Below are 15,623 nucleotides of genomic sequence, written 5' to 3'. Positions count from 1 at the left end.
CAGTATCCCCCGTCCGAGGCGTCCTAATCCGAGTTACTAGCCCGTTAATCGTCACTTCGCGCTCAATAGGGCTCGCTGGGACCAGTAACCGAGGATCGGCGTGGCCGGAATGTCTATTCTGTGATCCCCGTACTGATCTCAGACGACTCTTGTCGGACAGGTGCTGGGGAGTCAATCGAATACACCAGCGTGCCGGTGAACAGTGCGATGCTCCCTAACAGGAATATTGAACTGAGCGGCGACGCCGAATCGACGAAGATCCAGTATATCGGCGCCGCGATCGTCGGGCCGGCCGCGATGACGGCGACTTGGGAGACGAGTGGGCCACAGCATCCACACGTACACGCACCGACGACCGTCGCTGTCCCGGCCGTGCTCTGCGTCGCCCCCGCCTGCCGATCGAGACGCCACGAGTGAGCGACGGCGGCCGCGTTCAACCCCACGAGGACGCCGAGTAGTCCGAGCACGATGACCACTCCAGGAGAGATTGCGATGAAAAACGGGATATCGGGAAGCAATACCTCAAGGGTTGGCCATCGCACTATCTGATACAGTACGTTCAGAACCGTCACAGTCGTTTCTTGCGGGTCCCCCTCTTCATTGAAGAAAGACAGGTATCCTGTCGTCGCCATAAAGAAGAGGCTCACCATGACTCCGACGCTGAATCCGAACCGACGCGCCACCGGATCCTGAAGGATCGTCGACAGCGCCGCGCCTACGTCCTTCCAGAGAATGTATCCGACGAGCAGCGGTGTCGCGATGACGATCCCGTACCCTATTGGGTTGGTGTAGCCGCTGAAGCCGGGCAGCAGATACGGATACAGTATCCAGCCGCCAAGCAGCATTCCCAGAGCCATATACCGGGGACGTGTCGTCCATCGCACGAGTCCGGTGATGAAACTCGCAACCACGACTAACAGGCCAGTTCCTATCGCGAGCGGCTGATACCACGACCGCGGAAACGGCATTGAATCCGCCTGATACGTCGGATCCGGAGCCAGTCCCTCGAAGAGGATAGCGCCGACGATAGCAACTCCGATGCCGACCGCAATTCCGTACAGTGCGGTTCTCGGTGAGATCTTCCCCCTTCGCTTGAGGAGGACGAGCGCACCGACTGCGAAGGCGCCGATACCTGCGATCGCCAGTCCGTGCGACTGTGAGAGACCCGACGACTCAGCGCCACCGTGGGCCGAAACTGTTGGGATCAGCGAAAGGAGGCTAACCCCGACAGAAATCAGGATGAGCAGTCGGATCGACCTCCGCCGAGGCCCCGGTCCGTCGCCATCTGCATTCTCTCCACGGCCTCTCAGAGCCATTACGAGTGATTTGTGATCCGCACACAATTATCTGTCTCTTCCTCGCTCCTCCGAGACGCATTGCGTGACCTCCCCGGGAGTCTGTATACGCGTGGGACCATTCTGTAGAGTCCCGTTCGGGATGGTTCAGAAAGGTGTCTCTGATCGTGTCAGTTCGGTTCGTAGCCGGCGTACTCCATGAGCTGGCTGAAGATGTCCGAGTCCATGACGGAGCGGTACACCACCCCGGTAAGCATGCCGCCGGGGTAGAACGACCCGTTCATCACGTGGTTGACTTTGTGGCAGTGCATGAGGTAGATCCCGGGATCCGCGTCAGCCGTGAACTCGATCGTGTGCCGTTCCGCGGGGGCGATATTCGTGACGTCGATGTCGTGTCGGGCGGCTTCCGGGACGATCCCGCCGTCCTTTTCAACGCGCTGGAAGCGGTGGTTGTGTATGTGCATTGGGTGGGACATGTACCCACCGTTGACGAGGTGAATGCGGACTAAATCGCCCTTATCGACGATGATCGGAGAGCCCTGTTCGGGGTGGAGCGTCCGGGGCGCGCTCTTCCCGTTAACGGTGAAGACGTCTGGATTGCGTGAGGCCGTGTTGTACGTGAAGTCCGCTTCACCAGCCCACTTCTTCGGGATCCGCGAGTCCCAATCTTTGATCGTCATGAAGTACTCCCGGTCCGCCGGTTCGTAGCCCTCGGGATCGACCCGGAAGATCCCGTACATCCCCATATCGATGTGGCGGTGGGTCTGGAGGTGGCAGTGATACAGGTGCGTCCCCGGAACGTTCGCCGGAATCTCATAGGTGTGCTTCTCGCCCGCGGGAACTTTGATCCCGGTCGACGTCGGGACGCCGTCGTTTTTCCACGTCTTCGTGACACCGTGGAAGTGGATCGTGTGCGGTCTACGCCCGTTCGTGTTGTCGAGCGTCACTTCCATGTCGTTACCTTCGGTCGTACGGAGGATCGGGCCTGGAACGCTCGGATCGTTGTCGTCGGCCTGCCACGCCCAGACACGCGGCAACTCAACTGGACCACCCATTGAATCGAGCGGGTGGACGGCGTGTCGTGCCGGCTGCGTCCCCATCGTCACAGAGCCTCCCTGCTCGTCGACGTTGACCACCGTCGGAGGACTGGTGTAGGGAAGGTCAGACGATGTCGTCTGGGCTTCACTCGGTGTGCCTGTAGCTGCTGTCGGGGCGTTAATTGTTTTTGATGAACAGCCCGCCAACGCCGATACGCCCGTCACGCCGGTCGCAGCAAGAAATTCTCGCCGGGACAGTCCGGTTCCGGGGGCGCCGAAAGGTGTCGTCATGGTTCATTCGACACATTGGGCTGTCGCGACAAACGAGGACTGCAAAATTCCTGTTTTTGAGAAGGCAAGCGAATATGTTCGGCAACAGTCGGACGGGCTTCACAAGCAAACTGAGGGTTTGCTGTCGAAAGAACTGAGATCTGAGACCCACAGATAGCAGACAGTTACATTCCACTTGTTGCCGTCAGATACGCGCTCGTGAATTGAATCGCATTGTACGCACCGTGAATCAGAGCCGGAACAACGAGGTTATCGGTGTACTCGTAGGTCGTACCGAGTACCAGAGCTAGAACGAATGCGATACCGACGTACACGAGCTTCCCTTCTCCACTCAACGAGAAGAGATGGATCGATGCGAAGAGGGCGCTCGCAAGAACGATTGCACGGGTTGGATGTAGCGTTTCTCGGAGTGTCCCCTGAACCAGTCCTCGGTATAACAGCTCTTCGCCCGGACCGACTAGCAGAAATGATAGAGGAATGAGAATTAGAAAAGCTGTCGGATTTTGCTGACCAACTGTTACTACTTGGTTTTCTGCTGATTCCAGTCCGAGCGAGGAGATAACGCGTGATGAGACAATGAGCAATCCGAGAAGTGTACCTATCCCCCCGATGATTACAGCAACATCTCGCCTGTCCGGAATCGAAAGCGAAACGAATTCGAAGTCGAGATCTCGGAATCTGAGATAGAGGATTGAGAGCCCTCCGAATGTCACCCCCTGTAACAAGATCGTGCTCATTACGAGGCGCAACGATGGACGAGCGGTTACATCGACCCCGAATGCGCCCAGCAGTGCGGCAACGATGGTGACAATTATCGACCCAATAACCGTTGAGCCGTACGTGAGCCCAACTGCACTCCCGACAGACTGAATCCGTGTCGTTATTTCTGTCATTTGAAAATTAGTGGTTGTGACTCGTGTTGTCGGCAATCTCCGGGTCCATCTCAATCTCACCCACTAGTTCGACGGTTGCGTGATCGATTTCATGGTCGGAAAGAAGCTGATGGACGCGAGAGCGGATCGCCTGATGTTGGTCTAGTGATGTGGGCTCATACTGAAGACGCACTGTTGCTACGGTCAACTGACTACATACTTGCCAGACGTGTATGTCGTCGACGTCTTCAACGCCATCGACAGTTGTCAGTTTATTTCGAAGTTTATCCGGTGAGATAGGGCTCCGTTCTAAGAGAATTGAGGTGCTTCCGCGGAGTACCTTTCCTGCCGAAACGAGCACTAACACGCCGATGAAGATGGCAGCCACCGGGTCGGCGACAGGTAAATCGAACGTGACGACGGCGAGTGTCGAAATGATCACCGCGACTGATCCACCGGCATCGCCGAGAAGGTGATAGAATGCGCCGCGCTCGTTGAGGCTCATCTCGCCCCCTTGTACGATATAGACCGATCCCAAGTTGACAAGCAAGCCGCCGCCGGCGATGATCAGCGTCATTGTCGGATCGATCTCAACCGGGTCCAGGAACCGTTGATATGATTCCCACAGGATGTACCCGACCATCGGAACGAGCAGTATCCCGTTGAGAAACGCAGCAACCGGCTCCAGTCGATGGAGTCCGTACGACCACTCAGCACCGCCTTCGAATCGTTCCGCGGTGTAGCTCGCGCCGAACGCCATCGCGTATGCAAGCATGTCGAATAGCATGTGGAGTGCATCGCTGATGAGAGCAACCGAACCGAAGAGGAGTCCACCAGCCAATTCGGCAAGAAAGCCAAGGAAATTGACGACCGCTACGAGGGCAAGTCGGCGCGTACTGCTGCCTGTTTCGGTTGTTAGTTCATATTCTTCCGTCTCTTCGTGAGCATGCCCGTGTTGACTCATACGTTTTGATCTGATAAATTCGTAATGTCCGGTATTACGACTCTCAAGCGTCAGTTGTTCTCTGTCTCCGGTTCGACGTGAGAGAGTCGCATCGCGTTCCCGGTCACGGCCATCGTCATTCCCGCGTCGCCGGCGAGGACGGCGAGCCAGATGGGAACGTACCCGAACGGGACCGCAAGTGCGAGTCCGGCCTTGACACCGAGGCTGGCCCAGATGTTTTGCCGGATGACGCCGTTTGCGTCGTTCGCAAGCTCGTAGAGGTACGGGAGCTTCGCGAGGTCGTCACCCATTAGTGCGATGTCGGCCGTCTCCAACGCGGTGTCCGTTCCGGCTGCGCCCATCGCAATACCCACCGTTGCCGTCGCGAGCGCTGGAGCGTCGTTGATGCCATCACCGACCATCGCGACGCCCTCGTGTTCCTCAATGAGCTCCTTGACGGCAGCCACTTTCTCGTCTGGGAGCAGTTCTGCCCGGTACTCGTCGACTCCGACTTGATCAGCGATCGCGCGAGCAGTTCGCTCGTTGTCGCCGGTCAGCATGACCGTCCGTGAGACGCCGAGATCCCTGAGCCGAGCGATCGTTCGCGCTGCTTCGGGACGGATCTCGTCGGCCACGGCGACGATACCCTCAAGTTCGTCTTCTGTGCCGACGAGGACGACCGTCTTCCCTTCCGACTGAAGCTTCGGAACTGTCTCTTCGAGCAGATCGAGGCAGTTGTTCCGATCACAGATCTGCCGGGCAGTCTGCCTGACGACACCCCCGTCGGTCGTCGCATGGACGTGTGAGAGATCGAAGCCTAACTCCTCGAACAGACCCGGCTTCCCGGCGAAGTGCGGCGTGCCGCCGAGATCGGCACGCACTCCCTTTCCGGTGATGCTTTCGAAGTCATCGATATTGCGCTTTTCGACCCCCATACTACCGGCTTCAGCGACGATTGCCTCGCCGATGGGATGTTCGCTCCGCTGTTCGAGCCCACGCGCACATCGGAGGACATCTTCTTCGGAATTTTCGTTCAGTGGAACGACGTCAGTGACAGTTAGTTCACCTTTCGTGAGCGTCCCCGTCTTGTCGAAGGCGACGACGTCGACGGCGCCCATCGCTTCGAGATGGTTACCGCCCTTGATCAGGACCCCATTCTTCGCGGCGCTCGTGATACCAGATACCACAGAGACGGGCGTTGAGATGACAAACGCACACGGACAGGCCAGTACCAGTAACGTCAGCCCGTAGACGACGGCCGTGGGCCACGTGGTTCCAAGGACGTACGGGCTCCCCACTGTCGTCAGGATGGCGAAAGCGACGACGACCGGCGTGTAGTACGTCGAGAAGCGCTCGACGAACTGCTCGCGCTCGGTCTTGTTCGATTGAGCGTCTTCGACCATCTCCACGATACGCGAGAGCGTGTTATCGCCGGCTTCGGAGGTAACCTCCACTTCGAGATACCCCTCTTCGTTGATCGTGCCGGCGTACACCTCGTCTCCCATCGTCTTGTCGACGGGCACGCTTTCCCCCGTGATGGGCGCCTGATTGACCGCGCTTTCACCGTCGACGACGGTCCCGTCTAGCGGGATCTTCTCGCCCGGCTTCACGACGACGACGTCACCGACAGCGACCTCGTCGACGGGAACCGTCTCCGTACTACTGTCTCGCTTGACGGTCGCTTCGTCCGGCGAGAGGTCCATCAACTCCCGGAGCGAATTCCGGGCGCGATCCATCGAGTACCGTTCCAGCAGCTCGGCGATGCTGAACAGGAACGCGAGAGTGGCGGCTTCGAAGTAAAGCGCTTCACCGAATGCGAGGCTCGCGATCAACGCCCCGAGGATAGCTACCGACATCAGGAAGTCGATATCGAGGTTCAAATTCCGCGCTGAGTAGTATCCGTTGCGAAGGATCTCTTGGCCCCCGAAGGCGACGGCGACAAGGAACAGTCCGTCAGCAATCAAAAGCTCCGTGCCGAGAAGGCTCGCAATCTGTACGTTCTGCCCAGTGAGGAAGAATTCAAGGAGCAGACCGAGGGCAACGAATCCACCGCTGATCCACGTCTTGAGTGCCCGCGGACTCACCCAGATGCTCTCGCGTTCCTCGGTCGCGTTCTGACCTTCGGACTCGTCGCTCGAACTGTCTGTAACCTCGTATCCAGCACGTTCGATAGCACAGATTATCTCGGCTTCTCTGGTTTCCGAAGAATCGTACGTGACAACGACGGTTCCGGTCGTTGGCTGGGTCTCATATGCTGTGACTCCAGCTTTGCCGAGTGACTTTTCGATCTTCCCCGCACACGAGGGGCAGTCCATCTCGGGCACCGTGAATTTCGTCGTTATTTCGTCGACGTCTTCGACGGTGTATCCAGCTTTTTCGACCCGATCCGCTATCTCGGTAGCGCTGGTTTGCTCGCGGTCGTATGAGACTGTCAACGTTCCCGTCGTCACTTGCGGGTCGAGACTGTTGATCCCGTCCAGTTTTTCGACGCTGTTCTCAACTTTCCCTGCACACGAGGGACAGTCCATCTCCGGAACTGAGAACTGTGTAACATCCCCTTGTCCGTGTGGTGGTGGGGTGTCATCGACACCCTTTGTATGCTGAATAGACTCGTGACGATGCTGAGATCCCTCTTCGTGCGTGTGGGTTCGGTTCGGTGGTTCGCCACGTTTGTCGTGGGAATCGTCGTCAGGTGAGGTCATTACTCACCGCTTGCCGCTACAGATTTATTAACTCTACTGCGATATCTGGTCCATATTATGTTAAATATTAATAAATACTATGGATTAGATTATTAACATTCCTGTCAGATCATCTCACTCGAACTGTCCCGACCATTCCAGAACTTTCATGCGGAATACAACAGTACCCGTACGTTCCGGGTTGATCAAACGTGTGCTCGTAGTTCTCTCCCGGGGCGATGAGTCCCTCAGTAACCCGGTTCCTCGCAGCACGCTCTGACTCGAAGCCACCACTTGCGAAGTATACGGCCTCGGCAGGAATTTCGTCTTCATACGCTGTGACCGTGTGCTGGACGTCGCTCTCGTTCGTCCACGTCACTGTCCCTCCGGTTTCGATCGTCGCAGTCTTCGGCTCGAACGTGTGATCGTCGGGCATCGTGACGGTCAGGGTCGACGGTGACTGTCCGTTCAAACATCCGGCGGTGCTGAGCGTCGCCAAGGCGGCAGTACTGAGTCGCAATACCGTCCGTCGATTGTAGGATTTGAGTGCCATTGGAACAGAGATGGATGGTACCTCTCAGAGCGCCACGAAGAAGTCGGTCACGTACATCACGCCGAGGCCGAGCAGGAACGCGAGCAGGTTCGTGGCGCTAGCCACGCGACCGCCTGCATCCCGAACCATTCCCGCGATCTCCCAGTTGACCTGTAGGATCGCACCAACCCCGATCGCGAGGAAGAAGGCTCCGATCGTCGGAGAGTACGCGAGACTACCGATCCACCCGCCGAGGATGACGGGGGCACCGGCGATGACGCCGAGCGCGGCGAAGTGCTTGAACGACGGACGCTCTCCGCGGGCGACCGGTGCAACGACGGCCGGGCCTTCCGTCACGTTGTGGAGCATGAACCCGATCACGAGGAACGCGCCGAGCGACACACGCCCGAGTGCGAACGAACTCCCGATCGCCAGCCCTTCCGCGAGGTTGTGTAGGCCGATTCCGATCGCAACCAGATATGCGATCCAGAGACCGTTACTCGCCCGACTGTCACCGGCGGCGACACGGCCTTTGCGCCACGCGCTGATTGCCTGAACGAGAGTGAGCGCGCCGAGGATCCCGAAGACGACCAAAAGGTCGCCCTCGTACGCGCCCGGAACTCGTTGAGCGAGTTCGAACGCCTCGAACCCGGCGTCGAACGCCAAGAAACCGAGGACGCCGGCCGCGAACAAGAGCACGGCGTGCAGCCACCGATCGCTCATCGTCTTGATGTAGGGGAACCACAGCATTCCTAATGCGACTGGGATCACACCGACGAACAGCCCGATGACTGCAAGCGTCCAGAGCAGGCTGAGGCTGAATCCGGGTGCCTGACTCGGAGCGACGATCGTATTCTCGAATGTCGCCCCGTCAGAGAGTACGAGGGCGACGTTGAGATCCCATCCCGGATTCCAGTGATACGGGATCACGATCTGTGCGCTTTCCATCGGAGCGAGCGTTTGGTCGCCACCAGCTCCTTCGACCTGAAAATTCCAGTAGGCCTCATCGACGAGGACCTGTGCTATCGTCACGGAATCGGGCCCGTTGTTCGTTACGTGTAACACGACCGTTTCGTCGCTCGGAAGCGTCGTGTGCGTGATCGTCACGTCGGGAAGCGGTTCACCACTCTGGCTCTGAATACTCGCGAGTGGTGACGTAAACGCGAACACACCCAAGACGAGTACGAGCAACACGACCGGGAGTATCGCGCTGACCCATCGCGGTAGTCCGAGCGGCTGTGTGACCTCGTTTTCAGTAGATACACCACCGTCTGGCGTCGGGTTTTGTGTCTTATTCGCCATATTAGACCACCTCAAAGAAGCTCATCCAGCCGAGTTCGGCGAACTCGGACTGATGGGCGTGGAACATGTACAGCCCGGGTTCGTGATCTGAGTAGTCGAGTTCGATGATACCGCGTTGCGCCTGCGTCTGCATGATCGTGTCCACGGTCTTGCGCGTCGGTGTCAGCGTAGTCCCGTGGTCATAGTAATCGAAGAACTGCGAGTGCGTGTGGAACGAGTTGATGAGGTCGAACTCAGTCGCATTGGAGAGATACACGCGTTGCCGTTCGTTCTTGTCGATCTGGATGGGACGCTTCGTCTCGCCCGCCGTCCAGTTGCCGGTGCCGTCGGTACTACCGACCCCGTATGCGAACGCCCGTGTGTTCGCCGCGTAGACCTCGTTCCCGCCGTCGAAGTTGGTGTCGAACGAGTTCATCACCATGACCATCTCGTTGACGGCGCCGTTTTCGGCGTACTCGTGGTTCCGGCTCTTCGCCTCTTCGACGAACCGCGTCCGCATGTCGTCGGTAATCGGGCCGGGGTAATTGACGTAGTCGCGTGGATTCTCCCTGACCCGTTCGGGGTCTGGATCGACGATGATCGTGCCGTAGAGTCCCCGGTGGATGTGTTCTTTCAGCGGGAGCGAGTGGCAGTGATAGAAGTGCGTACCGGCGGGCTGGGCGATCCACTCGTAGGTGAATGATTCACCCGTTTCAAGGACACCAGGCCCGTTTTGGGGGATTCCGTCCATTCGCGGGTTGAGATTCTTCAGATGCGGATGAATCGTATGTGCGTGCCGACCCAGGTTCGTGAATTTAACGCGGATTAGGTCGCCCTCAACGGCACGGATCGTGGGCCCCGGAACCTGACCGTTGAACGCCCACGCTTGGAACTCGACGCCCGGAGCGATGGTGATCGTTGTGTCGACCGCGGTGAATTCGAACTCCCGTACGGTTCGACCATCCTCCTCGTAGACTTGCTGCGGCACGTTATCCTGCCCGCTGTCTCCGGTATTGAACGCGGCGAGAAACTCGTGCGGATCGAAGTCCAAATCTCGGTATTCGCCCACCGCACCGAAGTTACCGTGTGTATCATCGCCCTCGTGGTCGAGTGACGCACTTGCACGTGAACTCCCGAGTCCAACGGCAGCACTTCCCGCGACACCAAGACTGCCGAGTACCGTGCGACGACTGACGCTCGTTTCACCAGAGAGTGATTCAACCAAACGCTGTTCGAGTCGTTTGGTGACATCTGCCGCACTCTCGTAATCTATCGAGGGCATGATCTCCTCGACGGGTTGACTATTCGGATACCCATATGTGATAGTGGATTAGCCCAATATATAAATTAGATCTATCTAAACTTTGAGCAAGTCTAAACTAAAAATATACTAGCAAACTTCCGAGCTTCTCAGTGAGAACTCTGTGTGAGAGATTGGGTGGATATGGAACATGCGACTTCTTCGGGTAGCGCAACCGGATCATCTCCGCTATCAGGGTCAAGTGTGACCATTCCGAATGGCGCAATCTCGACAACATCTACGACAGTTCCGGGGAGAATCCCATGTTTGGACAGGTACCGGAGGAGATCTGGATCGGTGTCCGGAACCCGTACGATCTGAACGCTGTCACCCACTTGATGATCAACAAGACGTTCACCATCCTTTGCTCCCGATATATCCAGATCCGCGGTGGGAATTGGGTCGCCATGCGGGTCAACCGCTGGTTGTCCTAGCTGCTCTGCAATCCGGTCGGCAAACTTACTGCTGATGTGGTGTTCGAGGCGATCTGCTTCGTCGTGTACCTCTGCCCAATCATACTCGAGGTGGTCCGTCAGATATCGTTCTAACAGTCGGTGATGGCGAATAATTTCGAGAGCAATGGGAACTCCAGTATCAGTGAGCTCAACTCCCTTGTAGGGTTCGTACAGCACGAAATCACGCTCTGATAACTTTTTCATCATACTGGTAACCGTCGGTTGCTCTACATCCATATACTCAGCGAGCACCGAGGTTCGTACCCGGTCGTCCGCTTCGTTCTGGAGATAATAGATCGCTTTAAGATAGTCTTCCATGATCGCGCTCAGCATTGAGAAATAATTAGATAATGCTAACTTTATAATTTACTGCGTCCGTCTTACTTGAAGTGATAATTATTGATTGTGTCCAGCCAGCAACCACAGCCAAAATTGAGGTAGATGTCGGCGGAGTAATCGGTTGATCGCCCTATTGAATTCCGTGGTTCTGTTGAAATCCTCTTCTTCAGATAAGTTCTCGTCTGAAACAACCGATCGATAAGAGTTGCTAGTAGCACGGGCAACTTTGGGTGTCTGCTGGTGGATCAAAGTGGATTGTAGTACTGAGAGCGATTATGAGACCTGAACGCCCTCGGCCCGCTCGGCGGGATCTGTGGCGGATATCCTCGTTCCACTCGGATAGGGCCGCCGCAGATCCCGCGAGGCGCGCCTCGCCCGTTCAGCCCACCAGGTCAGACCGCCGCAGCACTACAGCCACACCCCTCCCCAACCGATTCCTTCGTTCGTTCCACTCACTCAGTCATCCCTCGCACAGTGTCGTCGCGCCACGAGGGCGCGACAGCGCGCGCCACTGCAGTTTGTTACGTAGGTGGACTGTACGTAACGTTTCTCGAAATTCCGTTCGTTCGGTTCCGGCGGGCGTTTCTTAGCGGCCGCGCTCGGGATGAACTTCCTCGTTGTTCCCGTCATCGTGTGGGGACTCACTCGGTTTCTCCCGACCGATCCGGTCGCTCTCGTCGGTGTGTTAATGGTTCTCTTGACGCCGTGTATCGACTATGTCATCACCTTCACCGATCTTGCCGGCGGCAACGCCGAGCAGGTAACGGCGGCGACGCCAGCCTTGATGCTGGTACAACTCCTGTTACTTCCGGTGTATCTCTGGCTGTTTATGGGAACAGAGGTTGCGGAGGTTATCGAAGCCGGCCCCTTCATCGAGGCGTTCCTGATAATCATCGCACTTCCACTTGCGCTCGCGTGGCTCACCGAAGTATGGGCGGAACGGTCTCCAAGCGGCGAGTCGTGGCAAGCGACGATGGGCTGGTTGCCCGTCCCGATGATGGGTGTAACGTTGTTCGTCGTCATCGCCTCGCAGCTCCCCCGCGTACAGGATTCAATCGGTCAGATTGTGGTAGCCGTTCCGATATATGTCGCGTTTCTCGTCATTATGCCGTTACTCGGGCGGCTGGCTGCCGGGCTGTTCCGGATGGACGTTGGCGAGGGTCGCGCGCTCGTTTTCACCTCAGTCACCCGGAACTCGTTGGTTGTTCTCCCTTTAGCGCTGGCGCTCCCGGCAGGCTATGAGTTGGCTCCGGCCGTTGTCGTGACGCAGACGCTTATCGAACTGACCGGAATGGTCGTTCTTACAAGAGTGGTTCCGTCTTGGCTTCTACCGGAGCGCCCTACGCCTATTGTGCTTTCTGACAGAATACAAGGCGATTAAGCCCTCATACTCTTGCCGCTACGACTGTAACATAGGAGTCTGAAACTCGCATTCGTCTGTGTAGGGAACGCTGGACGGAGCCAGATGGCAACGGAATTCGTAGAACGTGAACGAGATGAGCGAGGGATGGATGTTGAAATTGTAACGGGGGGCGTCAATCCATTCGACAGCGTCCATGACGAGGTTGTCAAAGTGATGAAAGAATCTGACATCGACATCAGCGACCGAATACCGCGAGAAATCACGCCAGCCGATATTGAGGACGCCGACTATGTTGTCACGATAGGGTGCTCTCTCGAACAGTTCCGTCCGGATGGGTGGGATGGAGAAGTGCATCAATGGGAGTCAGAGGCATCTGCTGGCGAGACTCTATCTTCCTATCGAGCATTTTGTGATAAAATCCGAGCCGTGTTGAGGCGTTCTTCGATGAGATAGAACAGACGACTCAATCGTGAGTGATACTTCACCTGTATTGACTGCTCAGAGTGATCGGTCTACATTATGAATGAGACAGGCGATGGTAAGTTCCCGGAACTGTTTCCACCAGTATCGTGAGCGGACGAACGCACCATATTTTTACTTGAGCGTAGAGTTGACCGTCTCGGATTGACCTCGCTAGCCGTAGAGTTCAGCGTCTAACCGCGCGTTCCATGCCTTATGGAGCGATGTGTACTCACGATGCTTGATCAGTGGCCGAACCTCGCGTTGACGGGCAAGTCGTCTGATTTTCTGGTCGTCGTAGCCTTTGTCACCGAGCAGAACGTCAATACTCTCGGGGTTGCGCTTGATCAACGACGGGGCGATCTGGCTATCGTGTTTCCGTGTCGTCGTCACGTGGAGATTGAGGATTGCGTTCACTTTCGTATCGACCAGCAGTGTTACTTTGAGCTGCTGAATCGTGAGTTCTGCCTCGTTTCGTGTAGTGTTTCGAAGCGTGACTGCGGTCGAATCCTGACGCATCAATTCCGATGACGCTTGCCGGAAGTAGGGTCGCTGAGAGAATCAATATGATACGCCATACGGTCATATCAAGTCGATTGAATGCCTTACAGAGCGTAGATGGAGTAGGAAGTTCGGCTACCCCGAGAACACGACGAATACGTGGCATCCCGATCAGTTCGTCAAGCAGGCCACGATAAGTTGTGTTCTTCCGAACTTTGAGACACAACAGAACAACGTGTTAAGAGGGTGTATAGCGGTGTTTGGAGAGCTTCGAGGAGTATCGAGAGACTGCTCGCCGGGCCAGATGGATCGCTTTCTCAGTAAACCGGAGAATCTGCGACTTCGGGAGAGCCTTCATTTCGTGGAATTACAGGACGAAAATGTAAATCTCAGAGGATTTCAACAGAGCCAATTCCGTTGTTCTGGCTCTCTTTGTGCTTTACCTGGGTGCTCTTCTCAGGTAACACTGTAAGGTATTGACCACAATCAAGCCAGCATATATCACTTGAATGGTATTTCAATCTAGCTGCAAATTCGTGTTCTACTCAACGTTTCCACTCAAAGCGTTGATTTGTAACCTTCCTCAGTATATTGTATGAGCACCTCTGACGATTCACCTTCTAGTGAAAATTTTTGAATGCACTCTGTGCGAAGCGTACCAGCTAGGGATCACCATCCGTGACGAGTTCAAAGAAACCGATCTCGTCACTGCGTTCGAGAACCTCGATCACTCGATAGACGCGATCGAAGACGAGTATCCAGCGTGGCATCCTGCGTCACTCTCGTTTCGCGCGATGGTGCTCTCGTTCGTGTTCATGGAGATAACGGGTGACTCATACGCCAACTTCACTCGACTACTCACCCGCCAACCGGAAGTAGCGACTATCCTCGGCTTCAGCCGAGTGCCCGACGAATCGGCGTTCTCGTGGGCATGGCGGAACCGATTCGACGACGCGATCCACGAATACGTCCACGCTGCCGCCCAATTCGTTGTCAAAGAGGTCCACGATCGTAACATCTCAGCGCCCGAGGTTCGGCCAAAGGCAGAGATCGTCGAGGATACTGAGGAAGCCGCAGAATCAGTAGAAGACGAATCCTTCTCACAGGAGAAGATCATCCAGACGACGCGCCTCGCACGTGATCACGCCTATAGACACTTCGACTCGGATCGGGCGTCGAACGCCTCGTACGAGGACACACAATTTTTCGAGCTACAGACGTTCATGGGGATGGTTCGGTGCGGAACCTCACAGGGGGCGACTCGCTTCCAATATCGTCGTGGCGAAGAGTACGGACCGCATGGCGACACCCACCTCCGCACCGTCAAGCAGTTCGAACCTGACGAGCTCATAAACGGCTTCAATGAGACAACGGACCGCTTGCTCTCCGTGATCGCCTCAGAAGCATCGTTCCGCCGGTCAGTCACTGCCGCGATCGATATCACCGCCATTCCCTACTACGGGGATACCGAGGAGATGCCGATGGTCAGCGGGACCAAAGACAGAGACAGTCGAGCCTTCAAATTCGCAACGCTCTCGATCATCGGACAGAATATCCCGCTCGTTCTCGCCGTGGAACCGGTTCGAGAGAGCTCTGAGTGGGATGAGAACCCGTCGAATCAGATCCATCGGACTGTGCGACGGCTCGTTCGACGAGCGAAAGAGTATGTTCCAATCGAGACAGTGCTGTGTGATCGGGAGTTCGACTCGATACAGGTGTTCCAGACACTCTCAAACCTCGATGTGAACTACCTCATACCCAAGCGGGTCTCCACCTCCGAACGGGATGTACTCGAACAAATGGAGGGAGACGACCAAGAGGTGGCTGTTGAGTCGGCTTCTATCCATGTGGAATCCGGATCGCATCCAATGCGGCTCCTGTACGTGCCGTCGACGAGTGGGGAGGGGACAGCCGTCTTCGCGACGAATCTCCGAGTGGGGCCCGATGAGGCCGAGGCGTTCTGTCGGCGCTACAGCCGTCGGTGGCAGATCGAGAGCGAGTACAGATCGATCAAAGGTGACTTTCTCGCGAAGACCTCCTCGAAAGACTACCGCGTTCGCTTGTTCTACTTCGTGTTCGCGGTCCTCTTGTACAATATCTGGCGGCTCACCGACTTCCTGCTGAAAGCAGGCGTCGACGGTGAGATGGACTACGCACCCGTGTTGACTGCGGGTGAGTGTGTTGAGCTCGTTGCCTCAGCATTGATTCCACACGACTAACCCGCTGAGCTCTCGCTGAGTCTGCCGTTCGGAAGTGGCAACTCTATTCAGGAGC

At 56.5% G+C, this 15,623-nt stretch carries 11 protein-coding genes and 2 pseudogenes; 3 read left to right on the top strand and 10 right to left on the bottom strand.

Going from position 1 to position 15,623, the window contains the following annotated elements:
- Positions 1 to 113: 113 nt before the first annotated feature.
- The 9 genes from ACFQE9_RS02150 to ACFQE9_RS02110 form a co-directional block, all read right to left on the bottom strand.
- Positions 114 to 1,316: a hypothetical protein gene (locus tag ACFQE9_RS02150; RefSeq protein WP_379739616.1), complete on the bottom strand. Its 1,203-nt coding sequence runs from the start codon at positions 1,314 to 1,316 to the stop codon at positions 114 to 116.
- 149 nt (positions 1,317 to 1,465) lie between these two features.
- On the bottom strand, positions 1,466 to 2,623 hold the full coding sequence (locus ACFQE9_RS02145) for a multicopper oxidase domain-containing protein (RefSeq protein ID WP_379739613.1): 1,158 nt from the start codon (positions 2,621 to 2,623) through the stop codon (positions 1,466 to 1,468).
- A gap of 164 nt (positions 2,624 to 2,787) precedes the next feature.
- Positions 2,788 to 3,360 (bottom strand): CPBP family intramembrane glutamic endopeptidase, encoded by a 573-nt coding sequence (locus tag ACFQE9_RS02140; protein WP_379739610.1) that lies wholly within the window; start codon positions 3,358 to 3,360, stop codon positions 2,788 to 2,790.
- 163 nt (positions 3,361 to 3,523) lie between these two features.
- Positions 3,524 to 4,459: a cation diffusion facilitator family transporter gene (locus ACFQE9_RS02135; RefSeq protein ID WP_379739607.1), complete on the bottom strand. Its 936-nt coding sequence runs from the start codon at positions 4,457 to 4,459 to the stop codon at positions 3,524 to 3,526.
- 50 nt (positions 4,460 to 4,509) lie between these two features.
- Positions 4,510 to 7,140: a heavy metal translocating P-type ATPase gene (locus ACFQE9_RS02130; RefSeq protein ID WP_379739604.1), complete on the bottom strand. Its 2,631-nt coding sequence runs from the start codon at positions 7,138 to 7,140 to the stop codon at positions 4,510 to 4,512.
- A gap of 109 nt (positions 7,141 to 7,249) precedes the next feature.
- Positions 7,250 to 7,555: a cupredoxin domain-containing protein gene (locus ACFQE9_RS02125; protein ID WP_379739601.1), complete on the bottom strand. Its 306-nt coding sequence runs from the start codon at positions 7,553 to 7,555 to the stop codon at positions 7,250 to 7,252.
- 141 nt (positions 7,556 to 7,696) lie between these two features.
- Positions 7,697 to 8,953, bottom strand: coding sequence for a ZIP family metal transporter (locus ACFQE9_RS02120; protein ID WP_379739598.1), 1,257 nt, complete (start codon positions 8,951 to 8,953; stop codon positions 7,697 to 7,699).
- Between the two features lies 1 nt (position 8,954).
- Positions 8,955 to 10,214 carry a multicopper oxidase domain-containing protein gene (locus ACFQE9_RS02115; protein ID WP_379739595.1) on the bottom strand — a complete coding sequence of 420 codons (1,260 nt, stop codon included), beginning with the start codon at positions 10,212 to 10,214 and terminating at the stop codon, positions 8,955 to 8,957.
- 128 nt (positions 10,215 to 10,342) lie between these two features.
- Positions 10,343 to 11,020, bottom strand: coding sequence for a metal-dependent transcriptional regulator (locus tag ACFQE9_RS02110; RefSeq protein WP_379739592.1), 678 nt, complete (start codon positions 11,018 to 11,020; stop codon positions 10,343 to 10,345).
- A 540-nt stretch (positions 11,021 to 11,560) separates the two neighbouring features.
- Here ACFQE9_RS02110 and ACFQE9_RS02105 point away from each other — a divergent pair.
- Both ACFQE9_RS02105 and ACFQE9_RS02100 read left to right on the top strand, forming a co-directional pair.
- Positions 11,561 to 12,407 (top strand): annotated as a pseudogene (locus ACFQE9_RS02105) (arsenic resistance protein); the annotation flags it as partial.
- Between the two features lie 84 nt (positions 12,408 to 12,491).
- Positions 12,492 to 12,842, top strand: a complete 351-nt coding sequence (locus tag ACFQE9_RS02100) for an arsenate reductase/protein-tyrosine-phosphatase family protein (RefSeq protein ID WP_379739589.1) — start codon at positions 12,492 to 12,494, stop codon at positions 12,840 to 12,842.
- 45 nt (positions 12,843 to 12,887) lie between these two features.
- On the opposite strand, the pseudogene ACFQE9_RS02095 reads toward ACFQE9_RS02100, so the two are convergent.
- A pseudogene (locus ACFQE9_RS02095) lies at positions 12,888 to 13,707 on the bottom strand (IS5 family transposase).
- Between the two features lie 265 nt (positions 13,708 to 13,972).
- On the opposite strand from ACFQE9_RS02095, the gene ACFQE9_RS02090 reads away from it, so the two are divergent.
- On the top strand, positions 13,973 to 15,568 hold the full coding sequence (locus ACFQE9_RS02090) for a transposase (protein WP_464384445.1): 1,596 nt from the start codon (positions 13,973 to 13,975) through the stop codon (positions 15,566 to 15,568).
- Positions 15,569 to 15,623 lie beyond the last annotated feature (55 nt).

The organism is Halopenitus salinus, assembly GCF_042662125.1.
In the GTDB taxonomy this organism is placed as follows: Archaea; Halobacteriota; Halobacteria; order Halobacteriales; family Haloferacaceae; genus Halopenitus; species Halopenitus salinus.
The sequence above is the reverse complement of the archived record's forward strand: the minus strand, read 5'-3'. Positions and strand labels throughout refer to the sequence as shown.